18 protein-coding genes are annotated in these 20,025 nt (G+C 73.0%); 9 read left to right on the plus strand and 9 right to left on the minus strand.

Going from position 1 to position 20,025, the window contains the following annotated elements; genetic code table 11:
• The 3 genes from ETD96_RS19530 to ETD96_RS19540 all read left to right on the plus strand — a co-directional run.
• A partial coding sequence (locus tag ETD96_RS19530) for an ABC transporter permease (RefSeq protein WP_138637904.1) occupies window positions 1-874 on the plus strand: 874 nt, incomplete at its 5' end.
• Window positions 871-1,782 (plus strand): ABC transporter ATP-binding protein, encoded by a 912-nt coding sequence (locus ETD96_RS19535; RefSeq protein ID WP_138637905.1) that lies wholly within the window; start codon window positions 871-873, stop codon window positions 1,780-1,782. The genes ETD96_RS19530 and ETD96_RS19535, both read left to right, overlap by 4 nt.
• Window positions 1,779-2,495: an ABC transporter permease gene (locus tag ETD96_RS19540; protein ID WP_138637906.1), complete on the plus strand. Its 717-nt coding sequence runs from the start codon at window positions 1,779-1,781 to the stop codon at window positions 2,493-2,495. The genes ETD96_RS19535 and ETD96_RS19540 overlap by 4 nt, the downstream gene beginning before the upstream one ends.
• A gap of 10 nt (window positions 2,496-2,505) precedes the next feature.
• Here the strand turns inward: ETD96_RS19540 and ETD96_RS19545 are convergent, their stop codons facing one another.
• From ETD96_RS19545 to ETD96_RS19565, 5 genes are all read right to left on the minus strand, one after another.
• Window positions 2,506-3,138 (minus strand): response regulator, encoded by a 633-nt coding sequence (locus ETD96_RS19545; RefSeq protein WP_138637907.1) that lies wholly within the window; start codon window positions 3,136-3,138, stop codon window positions 2,506-2,508.
• 1 nt (window position 3,139) lies between these two features.
• Window positions 3,140-4,315: a sensor histidine kinase gene (locus ETD96_RS19550; RefSeq protein WP_138637908.1), complete on the minus strand. Its 1,176-nt coding sequence runs from the start codon at window positions 4,313-4,315 to the stop codon at window positions 3,140-3,142.
• Window positions 4,316-4,320: 5 nt separating this feature from the next.
• Window positions 4,321-6,477, minus strand: coding sequence for an MMPL family transporter (locus ETD96_RS19555; RefSeq protein WP_138637909.1), 2,157 nt, complete (start codon window positions 6,475-6,477; stop codon window positions 4,321-4,323).
• A 92-nt stretch (window positions 6,478-6,569) separates the two neighbouring features.
• On the minus strand, window positions 6,570-8,789 hold the full coding sequence (locus ETD96_RS19560; RefSeq protein WP_138637910.1) for a DUF4132 domain-containing protein: 2,220 nt from the start codon (window positions 8,787-8,789) through the stop codon (window positions 6,570-6,572).
• Between the two features lie 62 nt (window positions 8,790-8,851).
• A complete protein-coding gene (locus ETD96_RS19565) occupies window positions 8,852-9,763 on the minus strand; it encodes an LLM class flavin-dependent oxidoreductase (RefSeq protein WP_138637911.1) in 912 nt (303 codons plus the stop codon).
• 51 nt (window positions 9,764-9,814) lie between these two features.
• Between ETD96_RS19565 and ETD96_RS19570 the strand changes: the two genes are divergently transcribed.
• Window positions 9,815-10,282: a MarR family winged helix-turn-helix transcriptional regulator gene (locus ETD96_RS19570; RefSeq protein ID WP_138637912.1), complete on the plus strand. Its 468-nt coding sequence runs from the start codon at window positions 9,815-9,817 to the stop codon at window positions 10,280-10,282.
• A 130-nt stretch (window positions 10,283-10,412) separates the two neighbouring features.
• Window positions 10,413-11,777 carry an alkaline phosphatase PhoX gene (locus ETD96_RS19575; protein ID WP_138637913.1) on the plus strand — a complete coding sequence of 455 codons (1,365 nt, stop codon included), beginning with the start codon at window positions 10,413-10,415 and terminating at the stop codon, window positions 11,775-11,777.
• Between the two features lie 33 nt (window positions 11,778-11,810).
• On the opposite strand, the gene coaA is transcribed toward ETD96_RS19575, so the two are convergent.
• Window positions 11,811-12,752 (minus strand): type I pantothenate kinase, encoded by a 942-nt coding sequence (gene coaA, locus ETD96_RS19580; RefSeq protein WP_138637914.1) that lies wholly within the window; start codon window positions 12,750-12,752, stop codon window positions 11,811-11,813.
• Window positions 12,753-12,874: 122 nt separating this feature from the next.
• Between coaA and glmS the strand changes: the two genes are divergently transcribed.
• The 3 genes from glmS (at window position 12,875) to ETD96_RS19595 (ending at window position 16,740) form a co-directional block, all read left to right on the plus strand.
• Entirely contained in the window at window positions 12,875-14,719 is a 1,845-nt protein-coding gene (gene glmS, locus ETD96_RS19585; protein WP_138637915.1) for a glutamine--fructose-6-phosphate transaminase (isomerizing), read from the plus strand.
• Window positions 14,720-14,793: 74 nt separating this feature from the next.
• On the plus strand, window positions 14,794-15,762 hold the full coding sequence (locus ETD96_RS19590) for an ABC transporter ATP-binding protein (RefSeq protein WP_138637916.1): 969 nt from the start codon (window positions 14,794-14,796) through the stop codon (window positions 15,760-15,762).
• A gap of 6 nt (window positions 15,763-15,768) precedes the next feature.
• Complete coding sequence (locus tag ETD96_RS19595) at window positions 15,769-16,740, plus strand: ABC transporter permease (RefSeq protein ID WP_138637917.1); 972 nt, start codon at window positions 15,769-15,771, stop codon at window positions 16,738-16,740.
• Between the two features lie 94 nt (window positions 16,741-16,834).
• Here ETD96_RS19595 and ETD96_RS19600 read toward each other — a convergent pair whose 3' ends face one another.
• From ETD96_RS19600 to ETD96_RS19610, 3 genes are all read right to left on the minus strand, one after another.
• On the minus strand, window positions 16,835-17,056 hold the full coding sequence (locus ETD96_RS19600) for a DUF397 domain-containing protein (protein WP_338072574.1): 222 nt from the start codon (window positions 17,054-17,056) through the stop codon (window positions 16,835-16,837).
• Window positions 17,057-17,301: 245 nt separating this feature from the next.
• Window positions 17,302-17,673, minus strand: coding sequence for a DUF397 domain-containing protein (locus ETD96_RS19605; RefSeq protein WP_138637919.1), 372 nt, complete (start codon window positions 17,671-17,673; stop codon window positions 17,302-17,304).
• On the minus strand, window positions 17,564-18,424 hold the full coding sequence (locus tag ETD96_RS19610) for a helix-turn-helix domain-containing protein (RefSeq protein WP_138637920.1): 861 nt from the start codon (window positions 18,422-18,424) through the stop codon (window positions 17,564-17,566). The genes ETD96_RS19605 and ETD96_RS19610 overlap by 110 nt, the downstream gene beginning before the upstream one ends.
• 226 nt (window positions 18,425-18,650) lie before the next feature.
• Here ETD96_RS19610 and ETD96_RS19615 point away from each other — a divergent pair.
• Window positions 18,651-20,025: NAD(P)H-hydrate dehydratase (locus tag ETD96_RS19615; RefSeq protein WP_138637921.1), on the plus strand; the 1,375-nt coding region annotated here is incomplete at its 3' end.

The raw sequence follows: 20,025 nt of genomic DNA on the forward strand, positions 1-20,025 counted from the left end.
CACGAGCACCATCCACGACATCGGCTACCGCCACTACGAGGGCCGCCGCAACGGCCGCGCGTACGTGCTGCGGTCGCTGTACGTGCACAACCTGCGCGCCGCGTTCGGGCTCGGCCGGCCCGCGCGGGCCAAGGTCATGCCGTTCCTGCTGGCGGGGATCATGCTGCTGCCGGCCGCCGGGTCGGTCGCGGCGTTCGCGTTCAGCAAGGAGCCGGACGCGCTGTTCCGCTACGCGTCCTACGCCAACATCATGCAGGTCATCGTGGCGATCTTCCTGGCCACGCAGGCGCCGGTGCTGGCCTCCCGCGAGGTGCGGTTCCACGTCATCCCGCTGTACTTCTCCCGGCCGGTCGGCCATCTCGACTTCGTCCTGGCGAAGGGCGCCGCGCTGACGACCGCGCTGCTGGCGCTGATGGCGGTGCCCGTCACCGTCCTGTACGTCGGCGGCCTGATCACCAAGATGCCCGACTCCGGCGACCAGCTGCTGAACTACCTCGGCGCCCTCGTCGGCTGCGTGCTGTACGCGCTGGTGCTGGCCGCGATCGGGATGGTCGTCGCGGCGTTCACGCCGCGGCGCGGGTTCGGCGTCGCCGCGGTCATCGCCGTCTACATGATCAGCGCCGCGTTCGTCGGCGCCGTGCAGGGCATCGCCGAGGCGCGGACGAACTTCACCCTGCAGGGCTGGATCGGGCTGCTCACCCCGTTCAACCTGGTGGACATCGTCCAGGTGAGGCTGCTCGGCGCGGAGTCGTCCTCGCCCGGCATCGCGCCCGGCGTCACCGGCGGCGTCGTCGCGCTCGCCCTGTGCGCCGCCATCGTCGTCGGCTCGATCGCGGTCCTGTACCGCCGGTTTAGGAAGGCGGGCCTCTCGTGAGCGAGCTGATCCTGGAGAACGTGTCCCGCTGGTACGGGAACGTCGTCGCCGTGAACGGCGTGTCGATGAGGGTCGGTCCCGGCGTGACCGGGCTGCTCGGCCCGAACGGCGCCGGCAAGTCGACGCTCATCCACATGATGGGCGGATTCCTCGCGCCGTCGTCGGGGAGCGTCACGCTGGACGGGGCGCCGATCTGGCGGAACCCGTCCGCCTACCGCAGCCTCGGGCTCGTCCCCGAGCGCGAGTCGGCGTACGACTTCCTCACCGGCGAGCAGTTCATCAACGCGATGGCGAAGCTGCACAAGCTGCCCGACCCGGACGCCGCCGCCCGCCGCGCCATCGGCCTCGTCGAGATGGAGTACGCGGCCGGGCGCCCGATCGGCAACTACTCCAAGGGCATGAAGCAGCGCATCAAGATGGCGTCGGCGCTGGTGCACGACCCGCCCGTGCTGCTGCTGGACGAGCCGTTCAACGGCATGGACCCGCGGCAGCGCCTCCAGCTGATGGACCTCATCCAGCGGATGGCCGACGAGGGCCGCACGATCCTGTTCTCCTCGCACATCCTGGAGGAGGTCGAGCGGCTCGCCAGCCACATCGAGGTGATCGTCGCGGGCCGGCACGCCGCGTCCGGCGACTTCCGCAAGATCCGCCGGCTGATGACCGACCGGCCGCACATCTTCCTCGTCCGCTCGTCCGACGACCGCCGGCTGGCCGCCTCGGTCATCGCGGACGGCTCGGCGCGCAGCGTCCAGCTCACCGACAAGGGCCTGCGGGTGGAGGCGGTCGACTTCCAGCGCTTCACGCTGCTGCTGCCGCAGGTCGCCCGCGACGCCGACGTGCGCCTCTGGGAGGTCTCCCCGGCCGACGAGTCCCTCGAAAGCGTCTTCTCCTACCTGGTGGCGAGATGAACCCGACCATTGCGATGATCACGTTCCGGGCGATGCTCGGGCGCAAGCGGGCGCTGCTCCTGCTGGGGCTGCCGCTCATGATGCTGATCCTGGCGGTCGTGCTCCGCGCGACCGGGCAGAACGACCTGGACGTCTCCGCGGGCGTGCTGCAGCAGTTCGGGCTCGCGACGCTGCTGCCGCTGCTCGCGCTGATCGCGGGCACCGGGGTGATCGGGCCGGAGATCGACGACGGCCAGATCATGTACGTGCTGACCAAGCCGATCCCGCGCGAGGTGATCGTGCTGACGAAGCTCGTCGTGGCGATCGTCCTGGTGACGGCGTTCGCGACGGTCCCGACGCTGCTCACGGGCCTGGTGCTCAGCGGGACGACGGCGCAGCTGACGCCGGCGTTCGCGGTCGGCGTGCTGATCGGCGGGGTGGCCTACAGCGCGGTGTTCGTCGCGCTCGCGGTCGCCAGCCGCAACGCCGTCACGATCGGCCTGCTGTACGCGCTGGTCTGGGAGTCGCTGCTCGGCAGCTTCGCGCCGGGCGCGAAGTCGGCGTCCATCCAGCAGTGGTGCCTGTCGGTCACCGACGCGCTGACCGGGGCGTCCCCGGTCACCTCGACGGTCGATCTGCCGGTCGCGATCGCGCTGCTGGTCGCGGTGACGGCGGCGGCGACGCTGCTGGCGACGTTCCGCCTGCGCACCCTCGCGGTGGCGAGCGCCGACTAGCGGGCGCCGACTAGCGCGTGTCGCCGAGGAGGCCGCGTTCCATGGCGACGACGACGGCGCGGGTGCGGTCGCCGACGTCGAGCTTCGCGAAGACGCGCAGGAGGTGGGTCTTGACCGTCGCCTCGGCGATGACGAGCCGCCTGCCGATCTCGGCGTTGGACAGGCCGTCGGCGACCGCCCGCAGCACGTCGATCTCCCGGGCGGTCAGCGCGGCGGGCTCGGGGCGGCGCATCCGGGCGACCAGTTTCTCCGCGACGCGCGGGGCGAGCACCGTCTCGCCCCGCGCGGCGGCGCGGATGGCGTCGACGAGCTGGTCGCGGGTGGTGTCCTTCAGCAGGTAGCCGATGGCGCCGGCTTCGATCGCCCGCTCGATCTCGGTGTCGGTGTCGTAGGTGGTGAGGACGAGCACGCGGGTGCCGAACCGGCCGATCCCGGCGGTGGCGGCGACGCCGTCGAGCACGGGCATCCGCAGGTCGAGGAGGGCGACGTCGGGCCGCAGCCGCTCGGCGAGCGCGATCGCCTCGCGGCCGTCGCCGGCCTCGCCGACGATCTCGATGGTGGGTTCGGCGGCCAGCAGCGCGACGACGCCCGCGCGCATGACGGTGTGGTCGTCCACCACGATGATCCGCAGGGTGCCGGTCATGTCATGCCTTCAGGGGGATCATGGCGAAGACGCGGGTGCCGTCGCCTGGTGAGCTGGTGACGGTCAGCTCGCCGCCGAGTTCGGCGAGCCGGCGGCGCATGCCGTCCAGGCCGAACCCCCGGGCCGCGCCGACCGCGAACCCGCGCCCGTCGTCGGTGATCTCCAGTTCGACGCCGTGCGGGCGCCGTTCCAGGACGACCCCGACCGCGGACGCGGCGGCGTGCTTGCGGACGTTGGCGAGCGACTCCTGGGTGCAGCGCAGCAGCGCGATCCGGGTCGTCTGGTCGCAGTCGACGTCCGGGAGGTCGGCGGTGACGGCGAGCCCGGTGTCCTCGGCGAACCGGTCGAGGGTGCGGCGCAGCGTCCGGGCGATGGACGCGGGGGCCACCTCGGCCTGCGCCGCGGCCCCGACGAGGACGCGCGCCTCGGCGAGGTTCTCCCGCGCGGTCCGCTCGATGGAGGCGAGCTGCCGGGCGCTCCCGGCGGGGTCGGTGCCGAGGCCGTCGCGCGCGGCCTCCGCCAGCACCACGATGGAGGCCAGCCCCTGCGCGAGCGTGTCGTGGATCTCCCGGGCGAGGCGTTCCCGCTCGTCGGCGGCGCCCTGCCGGCGCTGCGCCTCGGCGAGCCGCCGCTCGGCGTCCGCGAGGTCGGCGGCGAGGGCGCGGGCGCGCTCGTCGTGCCGCCCGACGACCCGGTGCATCCACAGCCCGAACAGGACGCTCGCCGCGTACCCGATGAGCGCGGCGACCGCGTTGCCGGTGAGCAGCGGCCCGTCGGGGGCCGCCCGGACGGCGTCGCCCGCGACCGCGGCCGCGGCGGCGGCGCCGCTGAGGACGACCGCGCGCCGCGGGCTCCCCGCGAAGATCCAGAAGTGCGGGAGCGACGCGATGAGCAGGGACGCGGCGCCGTCCATCTCGTAGGAGACGGCGCCGATCCCGGCGGCGAGCACGCCGAGGAACGCGGTCCGGCGGAGGACGGGGTCGCCGGGGAACGTCCCGGTGACGGGGTAGCTGAGGGCGAGCACCGACAGCAGCGCCAGCGTGGCCGACCGCGTCCCCTCGGGCTGGTCCCACACGGCGATGCCGGGCGGGACGAGCCCGAGGACCACCCAGGCGGTGACGTACCAGCGGCGGAGCGCGCGCACCTGGGGGCGTTCACCGGGCTGCGGCATCGGCATGCCGGTCAGCCTATGGCCTGCGGGATCTTCTCGGCGCCGCCGTCCCGGGCCCGCCGCACGCTCCGCGCGGGCCACCAGCAGCGGTCGCCGAGCAGCAGCATCAGCGCGGGCAGCACCATGATGCGGATGACGGCGGCGTCCAGCAGGACGGCCACCGCGAGCGCGAAGCCCATCTGCTTCATCTCCATGATGTGCAGCGGGACGAAGCTGGCGAAGACCGTCACCATCACGAACGCGGCGCTGGTCACGACGCTCGCCGAGCCGCCGATCCCGTCCAGCACGGCCTGCCGGGTCGGGACGCCGCGCAGCACCGCCTCCCGGATCCGGCTGATCACGAACACCTGGTAGTCCATCGAGAGGCCGAACAGGATCACGAGCAGCAGCAGCGGGACGCGGGAGCCGATCGAGCCGGTGGAGGTGAAGCCAAGCAGGCCCTCCGCCCACGTCCCCTGGAACACGGCGGTCAGCAGGCCGAGCGCCGCCCCCGCCGACAGGAGGTTCAGCAGGACGCCGACCAGGCCGAGGACGACCGAGCGGAACGCCCACACCGTCATCGCGAACGTGACCAGCAGCAGCGCGCCGATGATGATCGGCAGCTTGCGCTCCTGGTGCTCGGGGTAGTCGGCGTAGCGGGCCACGTCGCCGGTCACGGCGGTCTCGGCGTCCAGGCGCCCGGTCGTCGCCGGGACGTACTCGTCCCGCACCCGGTTCAGGGACCGCTGCGCCTCGGGGCTGCTGGCGTGGTGCGGCACGGGGAGTTCGAGGACGCTGATCCGCCCGTCCGGCGAGGTGCGCAGCTCGGACGTCCCGGCGAGCAGCGGGTCGCGCTCGGCGCGCCGTGCCAGGTCGGCCAGGGCCGCCCGCGCCTCGCCGGTGTCCCCCGCGCCGGCCTTCACGACGATCTGGTGGGTGGCCTTCAGTTCGGGGAAGGCCGCGTTCAGCCGGTCGTACACGCGCATCGCGGCGATCTCGCGGGGATGGCTGTCGCGGCCCATGTCGGTCAGGTCGAGGGTCAGCAGCGGTGCGGCGAGCGCGAGCATCGCCAGCGCCGACACGGCCAGCGTCGCGGCGGGGCGCCGGCCCGTGGGGCGCAGCATCGCCCGGGTGATCCGGCCGGTGCCGATCCTCGGCGCCTTCGGCGTACGGCCGCGCCGGGCCGCCCGCCGCTCCGCCCAGGCGCCGAGCTTCGCCAGCACGGCGGGCAGGACGGTCAGCGAGCTGACCACCGCGACCAGAGTGACCACGATCGCGGCGGTCGCGATGGAGGAGAAGATGACGTCGTCCGCCAGGTACAGCGTCGCGCTGGACACGGCGACCGCCAGCCCCGACACCACCACGGCGCGCCCCGACGTGGCGGCGGCCAGCTCCACCGTCGCCCGCGCGTCGAGCCGGCCGCCGGAGCGCGCCCGCTCCTCCCGCTCCCGCTTCAGGTAGAACAGCGTGTAGTCGACGCCGACGGCCATGCCGATCAGCAGGATGATGCTCGCGCCGATCCCGGCGTCCGGGAACGCGTGCGAGGCGAGCATCGACAGGCCGATCGCCGCCGCGATCGAGGACAGCGCGAGCACCACCGGCACGACGACGACCGCGAAGGAGCCGAACACCGCCAGCAGCGTGACCAGCGTGATCGGCACGGCGATCACCTCGGTGCGGGCGAGGTCGTCGCTCCGCAGCTCGCCGACGCCCTTGCTGATGGACGGGCCGCCGGTCTCCTCCACCTTCACTCCGGGATGGGCGGCCCGCACCGCGGCCGTCTGCGCGAGCAGCGGGTCGACGTGGTCCTTGCCTTCGAGCTCGGGGCCCTTCAGGGCCACGTCGACCCGGACCGCCGTCCCGTCGGCCGAGCGCACCGGCGCCGACACCGACGCGACCTCGGGGAGCGCCCTCATCCGCGCGGCGGCGTCCTGCGCCGCCGCGTCGGCCGCCGGCCCCCGACCGGTGATGAGGACGTGCTCGACGGGCCGCTGCTGGAGCCCGCCCTCGGTGGCCAGGGCCTCGGCCCGTCCGGCCTCGCCGATCCAGAAGTCCTCGGTCGTCGCGGCGTGCCCGCCGACCGAGGCTCCGACGCCGAGGCACAGCGCCACGAACAGGAACCAGGCCGCGATGCCGCGCCAGGGGTGCCCGGCGCTCCACCGGGCCATGCGCACAGGGAGGTTCGTCATGCGGAAAAGCCTGGTCGTGGAGCCCATGTCCGCATGAGCCTCGACCGGTTGAACCTTCCGTCCACCGATCGGTGGACGGAAGGGCCGGCCGGTCAGCCGGTGAGGCGCGTCAGTTCGGCGAGCGTCTCCGAGATCGTGACCGGGTCGAGTTCACCGAATGCGAGCTGCTCGCCGGAGTAGGGGCCCGTCATGAGCATGACCCGCTCGATCGTCTGCTCGGCGAACTCCTCCGGTGAGATGACCCGGATGCCCGGTTCGAACGCGACCATGACGTGCGGGCCTCCGGGCGTCATGAGGTTCACCTGGCGGCGGAACCCGCCGGTCTCCTTCTCGCCCAGCTTCCAGCCGCGGGACGTCATGTCGATGAACCTGCCGAAATGGGCGGTGGCGCCCTCGAAGCGGGTGAGGCGGCTTGAGGCGCGCTCGTCGTCCACAAGGGTGTGGACGGGGCGTCCGAGCTGCGGGAACGGCTGCAGGATCTCGTAGTCGGCGAAGACCTCCGCCCACGCCGCGACGGCCTTCTCCCCGAGCACGACGGGATGCGGGAGCGTCACGCGGGCGCCCGGCGCCGGGTCGAACGCGTCGTCGTGGACGTCGGCGAGCGTGCCGTCCTCCGCGACCCGGAACGCGGTCTCGCCCGCCGACCACACCAGCCGCCGGACGATGTGCCGCATCAGCGGGTGCCCGGCGAGGAGGGAGCCGAACTCCTCGGGCGACCAGGACCGTCCGGCCGACATCGCCGCCTCCAGCCGCCTGATCTGGTCGGCGGCGGTGGCGCGGGCCTCCTTCTTCAGCTCGGAGAACCGCGCGTAGGCGGCCGGCGCGAGCGTCTCGTCGTCCTTGGCGCCCGGCTTCGGGAGCGTCTTGCGCGGCTTGCCGTCCGCGTCGGTCACGAAGGGCTTGAGCTGCTCGTCGAACCCGACGCGGAACCGGCGCCGCCCGTAGTCGAGGACGAGCGAGCCGTCGGCGTCCAGCCCGAGGTCGGGGACGAGCCGGTCCGCGAGCTGCTCGGGCGACAGCCCGCGCTCGCGGGCGGCGGCGTTCAGCCGGCCCTGCGCCCGCGGCCGCAGGTGCTTGGCGTCGGCGCCCCGGCGGGCGATGCGGTCCAGGTGGCGGAGCTTTTCGTCGGCGGGCGCGTCGATCTCCATGAGCACGTCGAGCGCCGAGAAGCCCTTGAACGTCCAGGTGTAGTAGTTGTCCCAGCGGGCCATCCGGGCGGCCAGCCGCGCGGCGGTCCCGGCGTCGCCGAGCCGCCGCAGCGCGTACTGGACGCCCGGCGCGGCCCACAGCCCGCCGCCGCGCTGGTTCTCGTGGAGCGCCCAGGCGAACTCGGCGAGGGACGCGGGGTCGCAGAGCTCGATGACCTGCTCGCAGCCCGGGTACGGGTCCTTCGGCGTGGAGATCAGCAGCATGGTCACGAAGTGCCGGGCGGCCGCCACCGGCAGGGCCCGCTCCCGGCCGCGCAGCAGCAGCCGGGGGAGCTGCTCGCGGACCCGCTCCTCGTCCCATTCCGGCAGCTCGCCGGGGTACTGGTCGAGCGGATCGACGCCCAGCGCGGCGATCGCGGCGGCGGCCTCCTCGCCGTACGTCCGCGCCGCCTCGGTGAGGCAGCCGGCGCCGTGCTCCCGGGCGATCAGCGCGAGGCCCTGCTCGGCCTTCGTGCGCTTGGGCCCGGGTTTGCGCAGCGCCTCCGGGACGACGAACGGGGCCGCGGCCGGGCCGTGCCAGCCGAACCAGAGCCGCGCCGCCTCGTCGAACTGGCCGAGCGCGTTGATCATCAGTTGCGCGGTGGCGTCGTCCACGAACGGGACGAGCGCCTCCGCGCACGACAGGTGGGCCTTGGCGGCGTGCAGGATCAGCGGGTGGGCGGCGAGGCCGCGCCGGGCGGCGAAGTGCCGGAGCGGGACCCGGTACACCCACCCGGCCCAGTCGCCGTGGTAGCGCACGTCGGCGAGGAGTTCGTCGGCGAGGTCGCCGGGACCGTCCATGACCAGCCGGTAGTACCGGCGGGCGCGGTCCCCGCCGCGCGGGTCCTCCAGCGCGGCGCCGCTGCGGTAGTGCTCGGCCACCGCGGCCCAGTCGGTGTCCGCCGGGAGCGGCTCGTAGGCCCGCTGGAAGCCGTCCGCCGCCTTCAGCCACTCCTCGCGCACCCCGGGCGGCCAGGACTCGGCGGCCGGCGTCTTGGGGCGCTTCAGGCCCTTGAGGACGACCGGCTCCGTGCTCCGGGGCGTCCGGCGGGTCCACGGCGGTTCGACGAGCAGGCGGGGGAGGTCGCTCTCGGCGGCGTCCTCGACGGGGGGAGTGTCGGTCATCGCTCAATGATCGTGGCGGCGACGGACATTTCCGATCACCGGTCCGCGACGGCGTGCCGCGCTCAGCCGGCCGCTTTGCGCAGTTCGGGCAGGACCTCTCGGGCGAGCCGCTCGACCTGTTCGTCCTGGCCGGGGCCGGTGGGCATGAAGTTGAGGGTGGTGAAGCCCATCTCGATGAACCCGAGGAGCGTCTCGACGACGTGGCCGGGCGGGCCGCTGACCATGCCCGGGTCATCTCCGGCCCGCGCGTCGATCCGGACGCCGACGTTGTAGGCGCAGGTGATCTCCGCGGGGTCGCGTCCGGCGTCCGCCGCGGCGGTGAGGACGCGTGCGCGCATGGCCCTGGCCTGCTCGGGCGGGGCGAAGCCGAGGGACGGGATCCACCCGTCCGCCACCCGCCCGGTCAGGTCGAGCGCGCGCGGGCCGAACGTGCCGAGCCAGATCGGGATGCGCCGTTCGGGCTTGGGCTCCAGATGCGCCTCGGTGGTCCGGTGCAGGCGGCCGTGGAAGGTGAACGCCCGCTCCGACCACAGCCCGCGGGTGATGCGGACGGCCTCGGCCAGGCCGTCGACCTTGTCGCGGGCGGTGGGGACGGGCATGCCGAACGCCCGGAACTCCTCGTCGGAGTAGCCGCCGCCCAGCCCGAGGACGAGCCGTCCGCCGGAGAGGCGGTCGAAGGTCTCGGCCATCTTCGCGACCAGCGCGGGGTTGCGGTAGGGGACGCCGAGGACGCGGGTCGCGACGCCGATCGTGGACGTCGCCGCCGCGATCCACGACAGCATCGTCCAGGTCTCCATGGTCGGGTGCTCGGTGCACGGGTGGTCCGAGGCGGACACGAAGTCGAAGCCGAGTTCCTCGGCCCGGCGGGCGTCGGCGACGGGGTCGCTGCCCGGCTCCGCCGAGGTCGAGATGTTCAGGCCGTAGCGCAGGGAGGACGCGGCGGAAGGGGCCGGTGCCGACGATCTATTTGACATGTCAAGGAAGCTAGTCGCGATGTATGTGACATGTCAACTAAGCTGGCGGCCATGGACGAACCCCGCTGGCTCACCCCCGCCGAGGACCGCGCGTGGCGCGGCTACCGGCGCCTGTCCCTGCTGCTCGACCAGCAGGTCGCCCGGGACCTCGCCGCCGACTCGGGCCTGTCGGAGGCCGACTACGACGTGCTGTCGAACCTCTCGGAGACCCCCGGCGCCCGGCTGCGGCTCACCGAGCTCGCCGCGCACATGCGCTGGTCGCCGAGCCGCCTGTCGCACCATGTGACCCGGATGCAGCAGCGCGGCCTCGTCACCCGGCACACCAGCCCCGAGGACGGCCGCGCCGCCGTCATCGTGCTGACCGGCGAGGGCCGCCGGACGATCGAGGAGGCCGCCCCCCACCACGTCGAGTCGGTGCGGCGCCACTTCATCGACCTGCTGACCCCCGAGCAGGTCGCGGCGTTCGCCGCCCTCAGCGAGACGGTCGTCGCCCACCTGGCGGAGATCGAACCCCGCTGAACGGTGCCCGGCCCCGGCGGCGGCGCCGTGCCTGACACGCCCTGTCGAGGTGTGCCATATCCGGCCGGTGTGACGCGTGTTACAACGGGCTGGAGGGTTTTGATCGTTCCAGACCAGGGAGTGTGCACCCATGTCAGTCACGCGCCGCCGGCTCCTGGCGGGGACGGGCGCGGTGGGGGCGGGGATCGCCTTCACCGGCGCCGTGGAGCAGCTGTTCGCCGGGAGCGCCGCCGCCGCGCCGGCCGGCCGCCACGACGGCTACGGGCCGCTCGTGCCCGATCCGAAGGGCCTGCTCGACCTGCCGCGCGGGTTCCGGTACACCGTCCTGTCGCGGGAGGGCGAGCCGCTGCGCTCGGGCGAGGGCGCGGTGCCGAGCCACTGCGACGGCATGGCCGCCTTCCCCGGACGCGGCCGGACGTGGCTCGTCCGCAACCACGAGAACCGCCCGGACGCCGAGCACCGGGTGCCACCGGTCGAGGGCGTCACCTACGACCCCGAGGGCCTCGGCGGCTGCACCGCGCTGGAGGTCGACGGCGCCGGGCGGGTACGCACCGAGCGCGTCGCCATCGCCGGGACGGCCGTCAACTGCGCGGGCGGCCCGACCCCGTGGCACACCTGGCTGACCTGCGAGGAGACCGAGGACAAGGCCGGCACCAACGGCTACACCAAGGACCACGGGTTCATCTTCGAGGTCGACCCGTACCGGCAGGGCAGGACCGTCCCGGAGCCGCTGACCGCGATGGGGCGCTTCCAGCATGAGGCCATCGCCGTCGACCCGCGCGACGGCACCGTCTACGAGACCGAGGACGCGTTCGAGAAGCCGTTCGGGCTGTTCTACCGGTTCCTCCCGAAGGAGACGCGCGGCGGGTTCGGCAGCCTGCGCGCCGGTGGACGGCTGGAGGCGCTGCACGTCCCCGACGTCCCGGACCTGTCGGTCGTCCAGGAGCCCGGCACCGTGTTCGAGCACGTCGAGTGGAAGAAGGTGCCCGACCCGCTGGCGAAGGAGACGCCGATCCGGTTCCAGGACTTCGGGCCCGGCGGCATCACCCACGCGCAGAAGCTGGAGGGCTGCTACTGGGGCGGCGACCGCGTCTACTTCGTGTCGAGCTTCGCCAAGACGGCGGACGGGTCCCGCGCCGACCACTTCGGGCAGGTGTGGTCGTACGAGCCGCGCCACCGGCGGCTCACCCTGGTGATCGTGTTCGGGCCCGGCACCGACGTGCAGAAGCCCGGCGAGTCGCCCGACAACATCTGCCTGGCGCCGCAGGGCGGGCTGATGGTGTGCGAGGACGGCAACGGCGCGCAGCACGTGTTCGGCGTGTCCCGCCGCCGGAAGGTCTACGCGATGGCCCGGAACCGGCAGAACATCGGCACCGAGGACGAGCCCGAGTGGGGCGAGTTCGCCGGGGTCACGTTCTCCCTGGACGGGCGGACGATGTTCGTCAACGTCTACACGCCGGGCACGACGTTCGCCGTCACCGGCCCCTGGCGCTGACGACGGGCCGGATAGGGTCCGGGATAGGGCCGCTCAGATGCGGCGCAGGCGGACGCGCTGGACGGCGTGGTCGCGGTCCTTGTGCAGGACGAGCGTGGCGCGCGCGCGTGTCGGCAGGATGTTGGAGACGAGGTTGATCTCGTTGACGTCCCGCCACACGCGCTGCGCGAACGCGGCGGTCTCGTCCTCGTCCAGCTCGTGCGCGTACTTGTGGAAGTAGGAGCGCGGGTCGGTGAAGGCGGTGCGGCGCAGCGCGAACAGCCGGTCGATGTACCACTGCCGGATGTCCTCGACCCGCGCGTCCACATAGATGGAGAAGTCGAAGAAGTCGGACACGCCGAGGGTGCCGGGCGGCGCCGGCTGGAGCACGTTCAGCCCCTCGACGATCAGGATGTCGGGCCGCCGGACGGTCTGCGCCGCGTCCGGCACGATGTCGTACTCCAGGTGCGAGTACACCGGGATCGTCACCTCGGCCGCGCCCGCCTTGATCTCCGAGACGAACCGGACGAGCGCCCGCCGGTCGTAGGACTCGGGGAACCCCTTGCGGTCCATGATCCCGCGCTCGGACAGCACGGCGTTCGGGTGCAGGAAGCTGTCGGTCGTCACCAGCTCCACGGTCGGGTGCTCCGGCCAGCGGGCCAGCAGCGTGCGCAGCAGCCGGGACGTCGTCGACTTGCCCACCGCGACGCTGCCCGCCACGCCGATGATGAACGGGGTCGGCGGCACCTCGCCGCCGAGGAACCCGCTGACGGTGTCGCGGAGCCGCCAGTCGCCGAGGAAGAACAGGTTGAGCAGCCGGGACAGCGGCAGGTAGACCTCCTCGACCTCGGTGATGTCGATCGGGTCCTTCAGGCCGCGCAGGGCGTCCAGCTCACCGGGCGTGAGCGGCAGCGGGGTGCTCTCGCGCAGGCCCCGCCAGGCGCCGCGGGAGAGTTCCACGTAGGGGCTCGGCACGCTGTCCCATCCGCTCGTCATGGCTGAACATTAACCGGGCTGGTCAGCCGGTCACCGGGTTTTCACCGGCGGTTCACGTTAGCGGAGCGGCCCGGGCCGTCCGCGGGTAGGTCCCTGGCAGGACACCGAATAGAGTTGCCGCCATGTGCGGAATCGTGGGGTACGTAGGGGGCCGGCCGGCGCTCGACGTCGTCGTCGAGGGCCTGGCTCGGCTGGAGTACCGCGGCTACGACTCGGCCGGGGTGGCCGTGCTGGCCGACGGGAAGCTGGCGACGGCGAAGCGGGCGGGCAAGCTCGGGAACCTCCGGGCCGCCCTGGAGGAGGAGCCGCCGCCCTCGGGGACGCTGGGCATGGGGCACACCCGGTGGGCGACCCACGGGCCGCCGAACGACCGGAACGCCCACCCGCACGTGGACTGCACCGGCTCCGTCGCGGTCATCCACAACGGGATCATCGAGAACTTCGCCGCGCTGCGCGCCGAGCTGGAGGAGGCCGGGCACGGCCTGGCGTCCGACACCGACACCGAGGCGGTCGCGCACCTGCTGGAGGACGAGCTGAAGTCCGGCGGCGGCCTCGCCGACGCCATGCGCCGCGTCTGCGGGCGGCTGGAGGGCGCGTTCACGCTGGTCGCCGTGCACACCGGCAACCCGGACCTGGTCGTCGGGGCGCGCCGCAACTCGCCGCTCGTCGTCGGCGTCGGCGACGGGGAGAACTTCCTCGCCAGCGACGTCGCGGCGTTCATCGCGCACACCCGCGACGCGATCGAGCTGGGCCAGGACCAGATCGTCGAGCTGCGCGCCGACGGGGTCACCGTCACCGACTTCGAGGGCCGTCCCGCCGAGATCAAGGAGTACCACGTCGACTGGGACGTGTCGGCCGCGGAAAAAGGCGGCTACGACTACTTCATGCTCAAGGAGATCGCCGAGCAGCCGCGCGCCGTCGCCGACACGCTGCTCGGCCGGATCGGCTCCGACGGGCGGCTGCACCTGGACGAGATGCGCATCTCCGACCAGGAGCTGCGCGAGGTCGACAAGATCATCATCGTCGCGTGCGGGACGTCCTACCACGCGGGCCTGATCGCCAAGTACGCCATCGAGCACTGGGCCGGGCTGCCCTGCGAGGTGGAGCTGGCCAGCGAGTTCCGCTACCGGGACCCGATCCTGTCGCCGTCCACGCTGGTCATCGCGATCTCCCAGTCGGGCGAGACGATGGACGCGCTGATGGCCGTCCGGCACGCCCGCGAGCAGAAGGCCAAGCTGCTCGGCATCTGCAACGTCAACGGCTCGACGCTGCCGCGCGAGTGCGACGGCGTCCTCTACACGCACGCCGGGCCGGAGGTCGCGGTCGCGTCCACCAAGGCGTTCCTGACCCAGCTCGTCGCCGTCTACCTCATCGCGCTGTACCTCGCGCAGGTGCGGGGCACCAAGTGGGGCGATGAGGTGTTCGCCATGGTGCAGCTCCTGGAGCGGATGCCGGAGAAGGTCGACAAGGTCCTGGAGACCATGGAGCCGGTCCGCGAGCTGGCCCGGTCGCTGTCGGGCGAGCACTGCGTGCTGTTCCTCGGCCGCCACGTCGGCTTCCCCGTCGCCCTGGAGGGCGCGCTGAAGCTGAAGGAACTCGCCTACATGCACGCCGAGGGCTTCGCCGCCGGCGAGCTGAAGCACGGCCCGATCGCGCTGATCGAGGAGAACCTGCCGGTGGTGGTCGTGGTGCCGCCGCGCGCGCGGGACGTGCTGCACGACAAGATCGTGTCGAACATCCAGGAGATCCGCGCCCGGGGCGCCCGGACGATCGTCATCGCCGAGGAGGGCGACGAGTCGGTGGAGCCGTACGCGGACACGCTGATCCGTGTCCCGGCCGTCCCGACGCTGCTGCAGCCGCTGGTCACGACCGTGCCGCTGCAGGTCTTCGCCTGCGAGCTGGCCACCGCCAAGGGCCACGACGTCGACCAGCCGCGCAACCTCGCCAAGTCCGTCACGGTGGAGTAGACCCGCCGGAACCCGCTGATTCCGGGCCGCGTCCAAGCGAGATCGGACCGGCCCGGCGGCGGCGGAGGTGGCGGGTGGCGGAAGACGGCGGCCCCAGTGGCGGCCCCAGTGGCGGCCTCGGTGTCGAGGCGCACGGTGTCACACGGCGGTTCGGGCCGGTGGAGGCGCTCCGCGGCCTCGACATCACCGTCCCGTACGGGCAGGTCACGGCGCTCGTCGGCGCGAACGGCGCGGGCAAGACGACCCTGCTGCTGATCCTCGCGACGCTCCTCGCGCCCGACGCGGGCACGGTGCGGATCGCGGGGCACGACGCGCTGACCCACCCCGCGCGGGCGCGCGACGCGCTCGGCTGGATGCCCGACGTCTTCGGCGTGTACGACCAGCTCACGGTGGACGAGTACCTGGCGTTCTTCGCGGACGCCTACGGGCTGCCGAAGGCGGAGCGGCAGCGCCGGGTCAAGGCGCTGCTCACCCTCGTCCGCCTGGACGACCATGTCGGGCGGCCGGTGCACGCGCTGTCGCGCGGGCAGAAGCAGCGGCTCGGGATGGCGCGCGCCCTCGTGCACCGCCCGCGCGTCCTGCTGCTGGACGAGCCCGCCTCCGGCCTCGACCCGCGCTCGCGCGTCGAACTGCGCGACCTGCTGCGCTCCCTGGCGGCGGAGGGCGTCGCGGTGCTGGTGTCCAGCCACATCCTCAGCGAGCTGGAGGAGATCGCCGACCGGGTCGTCCTGGTCGACCACGGCCGGACGGTCGGCGAGCACACGATGGCGGAGCTCGCCGGCACGTCGTCGCGCGTGCGGTGGCGCGTCCGCTCGCTCGACCCCGGACCGCTGGCCGCGGCCCTGGCCGACCCGCCCGGCGGGCTGCCGGCGCTGCGGACCACCGAACTGCCGGGCGGCGCCGAGGTCGGCCCGCTCACCGAGGCCGAGGCGGCGGCGCTGCTGGCCGAGCTGGTCAAGGCCGGGGTGCCCGTCTGCGGGCTCGCCCCCGCGGGCGGCGCGCTCGAATCGGCCTACCTGGCGATGACCGAGACCCGGAGGTGACCGGCGATGACCGCGCGCGGAATCGGCCTGGTGGCACGGCAGGAGATCAGGACCCGGCTGCGGACGGGCCGGTGGAAGGCGCTGCTCGCGGCCTGGTTCCTGACCGTCAACGGGCTCGGCCTGCTGTTCCGGCTGGCGCTGGAGGCCGGCGGGGGCTCGTCCGACGACCGGCCCGGCGTCCCGATGTTCGGCGGGGTCCTGCTCGGGGTGCTGGTGCTGACGCTGCTGGTCACGCCCGCGCTCAGCGGCCAGTCGATCAACGGCGACCGGGAGCGCGGGACGCTCGCCACCCTCCAGGTCACCCGGCTCACGCCCGGCGAGATCGCGCTCGGCAAGCTCGCCGCCGCGTGGGGGACGGGCCTGGCCGCCCTCCTGCTCACGCTGCCGGTCCTGCTGCTCCCGGTCGCCGAAGGGGTGATCAGCCCGCTGCGGGCGCAGGCCGTCCTCAGCGTCACGGCCCTGCTCATCGGCGTGGTCTGCGCGATCAGCCAGGCGTGGTCGGCGGTCCTCGCGCGCAGCATCACCTCGGTGCTGATGTCCTACATCACGGTGTTCGTCCTCCTCGCCGGGACGCCGCTGCTGTACTCGATCGCCCTCCAGTTCACCGGCGAGCACCGGACCACCCCGTACGAGGGCTACACCGTCGAGCACAGCGAGCGCGTCTGGTGGCTGCTGTCCCCGAACCCGGTCGTCGTGCTCGCCGACGCGGCGCCGCGGCTGCCCGAGCGCAGGATCGTCGTGGGCGACCAGGTGTTCAGCCGGCCGCCGTCGGCCGACCCGCTGGGCGAGCTGAGCCGCAGCGTGCGCGACACCCGCAAGGGCAAGGGCCCCCACCGGCACGACCCGGACGCCGAGGCGGCGGTGTGGCCGTGGGGGCTGGCCTTCGACCTCGCGCTCGCGGCGGGCGCCGTCGCCCTGACCACCGCCCGGCTGCGGACGCCCCTTTTCCGCGTGCCGAAGGGCGTCCGAGTGGCGTGACGCACGCCACTCACTCGATCATCTCGCCCATCGTGAAATGAAATTCTCCGGCCGGTTGGAATTCTCAGCGGAGATGCAAGTTGCAGAGTTTCTTTCAGGGGCGGTCGTAGCGGCCGTCCCGAACGTGCTCGGTGAACCTGCGCCATTCACCGGGGCCGAACCTGAGGATCGTCACGGTGTCCTCGGTATCGCGCACGGATATCGCCTCGCCGTCAAGACGGGCGACCTCGACGCAGCCGTTGCTGGCGCCGCATCGGGTGCTTCTCCTCCACTGGGCGGGGGGTGTCCCACGGAAACTCATTCCGGCTCCCTGCATCGAAAGTTGCCTTGTCCGCGGCCGCGCTGCCGGTACATCAAGCACACGGTAACAAGATCGCAAAAAACGCCTGATCACGGACGGGTGACGCGGTACCCGTGTGACCGGCGCGGCGAGGTAGGACCAGAGTTTCGGGTGGGGTGGCGACAGGCCGGGTCTAGCGTGGACCCGGCCCGTGCGGCATGGCCCTCCGCCGGCCCTCGTGAGGCGGCGGAAGGGGGCCTCAGCGGCGGCTCAGCGCCGCCTCATCGGCCCAGATCGAATTCGCCCTTCTTGGCTCGTTCGAGGAAGTCCTGCCACTCTCCGGACGAGAATGACAGGACCGGGCTCTGCGTACCGTGCTTGGCGTCGCGCGCCCCGATGGAATGGGACGAACCGGCCAGTGCGGCGATCTCGACGCACGTGTTGCTCGCCCCGCAGTGGGCGCTTCTCCTCCATTGCGGAGCAGGAGTGGCGAAAGGGGACACTCGGTGCCTTTCACAAGGATTGAGCCCCTTAGCGGACCCGTCACCAGGCGTCTTTGGCCGCGGCGATGCGCCGCCGGGATTCGTCGGCGTCCAGCGCCTGGCCCGCCAGGCTTGAATAGGCGAGCCTGTACATATAGGTAACAGCCTCATCCGCAAAGTGGCTGATTGTCAGGGATTCCACGTGCACGATATCAGGGAAAACGATGTCATGCACCGGTGAGAATTCCAGAAGGATAAACGATTCAGCCAACACCGAGTGTGCGATACCCAAGGGCAGGATCTGCACGGTCACGTTCGGCGACTCGGTCATCCGGCACAGATGTTCGAGCTGCTCGCGCATGACCTTCCGGTCGCCGATCAGGCGCTGCAGAACCGACTCGTCCAGCACCACCGAGAGTTCCAGCGGATGCGGGCCGTCCAGCAGCGCGCGGCGCCGCATTCGCACGTCCACCCGGCGTTCCAGTTCCTGCGGCGGCAGCGTGGCGAGGTCGCTCCAGCCGCCGATGACGTGCCGCGCGTAGTCCTCGGTCTGCAGCAGGCCGGGAAAGACGGTGCTGCCCCATTCCTTGGCCGCGGTGGCCTCGGACTCCAGGGCGATGAAATCCGCGAGCGAACTCGGCAGGTCGCGGTACTCCTCCCACCAGCCGCGCTGCGCCGCGTCGTGCGCCAGCGAGATGAGGTCGGCGTGCCGGGGGCCGTCGATCTCGTACAGCTCCAGCAGCCGCCGCACGTCGCCGATCTTCGCGCCGGTCCGCGCGTTCTCCAGCCGGCTCACCTTGGCGGTGGACCAGGCGAGCCGCTCGGCGACCTCGTCCCCGGTGAGACCCCTGCGCTCGCGCAGCCTCCGGAGCTCGGCGGCGAGCCGGCGCTGCCGGACGGAGGGACCTCGGGAAGTGCTCATCTACTCGGGCCTCTCCAGTCCCGGCGGACTGATCAGGGCGCATTCTGCCGCACCTGAGCGCCGCAGTGCGAATACATCGGAGCGGATGGGGAAGATTCTACGGCCGATGATTCTTTTGCGCACATGACACCGAAAGTTGCAGCGCAAGGTACAAATGGCCGGTGCGCGGGATTGGGACGCGCCCTCCGTGGCACCCTGTCCGTATGACCGAGCGGGGGAGCCGGGGATGAGGTACGCGCACGAGGTCGGCAAGGTCCGGGCGGCGGAGCGGGCCCTGATGGCCCGCGTCCCCGACGGCGCCCTCATGCAGCGCGCCGCCGCCGGCCTCGCCTCGGTCTGCGCCCGCCTCCTGCCCGCCGTGTACGGCTCCCGCGTCGTCCTGCTGATCGGCGGCGGCGACAACGGCGGCGACGCCCTCTACGCCGGCGCCCGCCTCGCCCGGCGCGGCGCCCGCGTCCGCGCCGTGCAGGCCGGTTCCAAGATCCACGAAGCCGGGCTGGCCGACCTCCTCGCCGCCGGCGGCCGCCTCCTGCCCACCGGCGCGGAGGCCGCCATCGCCGGCGCCGACCTGGTCATCGACGGCCTCACCGGCATCGGCGGCACCGGCGGCCTCCGCGACCCGCACGCCCGCTACGCCGCGCTCGCCGCCGAGTCCGCCGCCCTCGTCGTCGCCTGCGACGTGCCGAGCGGCGTGGACGCGAGCACCGGCCGCGTCGACGGCGCCGCCGTCCACGCCGACGTCACCGTCACCTTCGGCACGTACAAGCCGGGCCTTCTTATCGACCCCGGAGCGTCCCACTGCGGAGTGGTCGAACTGGTCGACATCGGGCTCGGCCCCGACCTGCCCGACCCGGACGTCGTCGCGCCGCGCCCGGCCGACGTCCAGCCGCCCGAGCCCGGCGCCGAGTCCGACAAGTACCGGCGCGGCGTCGTCGGAGTCCTCGCGGGCGGCGACGAGTTCACCGGCGCCGCCGTCCTGTGCACCGGCGGCGCCGTCCACGGCGGCGCGGGCATGGTCCGCTTCGCCTCCGTCGCGCACCCGGTCGAGCTCGTCCGGCACCGCTGGCCGGAGGCCGTCACCACGGTCATCGACCCCGGCCGCCACGACGCCAAGGTCCTGGAGCGCATCGGCCGCGTCCAGTCCTGGGTCGTCGGCCCCGGCCTCGGCACGGACGACGCCGCCGAGTCCCTCCTCGAAGCGGTCCTGTCCACCGACCTGCCCGTCCTCGTCGACGCCGACGGCCTCACCGTCCTGTCCCGCCGCCGCGACCTGCTGGCCCGCGCCGCGCCGACCGTCCTCACCCCGCACGCGGGCGAGCTGTCCCGCCTGATCGCCGCCGACCGCGCCGCCATCGAGGCCGCCCGCCTCGACCACGTCCGCCGCGCCGTCGCCGAACTCTCCGCGACCGTCCTGCTCAAGGGCTCGACAACGCTGATCGCCGAGGCCGACCGCCCGGTCAGGGTCAACCCCACAGGCACCCCCCGCCTAGCCACCGCCGGCACGGGCGACGTCCTGTCCGGCCTGATCGGCGCCCTCCTGGCCGGCGGCCTCCCCGCCCTGGACGCCGCCACGGCAGGCGCCTACCTCCACGGCCTGGCCG

The sequence above is a fragment of the Actinomadura geliboluensis genome, assembly GCF_005889745.1.
In the GTDB taxonomy this organism is placed as follows: Bacteria; Actinomycetota; Actinomycetes; order Streptosporangiales; family Streptosporangiaceae; genus Spirillospora; species Spirillospora geliboluensis.

Bases quoted from the DNA above. Each gene is read 5' to 3' on its own strand.
- ETD96_RS19540 (WP_138637906.1), top strand. From the start codon at position 1,779: ATGAACCCGACCATTGCGATGATCACGTTCCGGGCGATGCTCGGGCGC.
- ETD96_RS19555 (WP_138637909.1), bottom strand. From the start codon at position 6,477: ATGACGAACCTCCCTGTGCGCATGGCCCGGTGGAGCGCCGGGCACCCC.
- ETD96_RS19605 (WP_138637919.1), bottom strand. From the start codon at position 17,673: ATGAGGCTGTTACCTATATGTACAGGCTCGCCTATTCAAGCCTGGCGG.
- ETD96_RS19545 (WP_138637907.1), bottom strand. From the start codon at position 3,138: ATGACCGGCACCCTGCGGATCATCGTGGTGGACGACCACACCGTCATG.
- ETD96_RS19610 (WP_138637920.1), bottom strand. From the start codon at position 18,424: ATGAGCACTTCCCGAGGTCCCTCCGTCCGGCAGCGCCGGCTCGCCGCC.
- coaA (WP_138637914.1), bottom strand. From the start codon at position 12,752: ATGACGAGCGGATGGGACAGCGTGCCGAGCCCCTACGTGGAACTCTCC.
- ETD96_RS19570 (WP_138637912.1), top strand. From the start codon at position 9,815: ATGGACGAACCCCGCTGGCTCACCCCCGCCGAGGACCGCGCGTGGCGC.
- ETD96_RS19565 (WP_138637911.1), bottom strand. From the start codon at position 9,763: ATGTCAAATAGATCGTCGGCACCGGCCCCTTCCGCCGCGTCCTCCCTG.
- ETD96_RS19575 (WP_138637913.1), top strand. From the start codon at position 10,413: ATGTCAGTCACGCGCCGCCGGCTCCTGGCGGGGACGGGCGCGGTGGGG.
- ETD96_RS19600 (WP_338072574.1), bottom strand. From the start codon at position 17,056: ATGCAGGGAGCCGGAATGAGTTTCCGTGGGACACCCCCCGCCCAGTGG.
- ETD96_RS19595 (WP_138637917.1), top strand. From the start codon at position 15,769: ATGACCGCGCGCGGAATCGGCCTGGTGGCACGGCAGGAGATCAGGACC.
- glmS (WP_138637915.1), top strand. From the start codon at position 12,875: ATGTGCGGAATCGTGGGGTACGTAGGGGGCCGGCCGGCGCTCGACGTC.
- ETD96_RS19560 (WP_138637910.1), bottom strand. From the start codon at position 8,789: ATGACCGACACTCCCCCCGTCGAGGACGCCGCCGAGAGCGACCTCCCC.
- ETD96_RS19550 (WP_138637908.1), bottom strand. From the start codon at position 4,315: ATGCCGATGCCGCAGCCCGGTGAACGCCCCCAGGTGCGCGCGCTCCGC.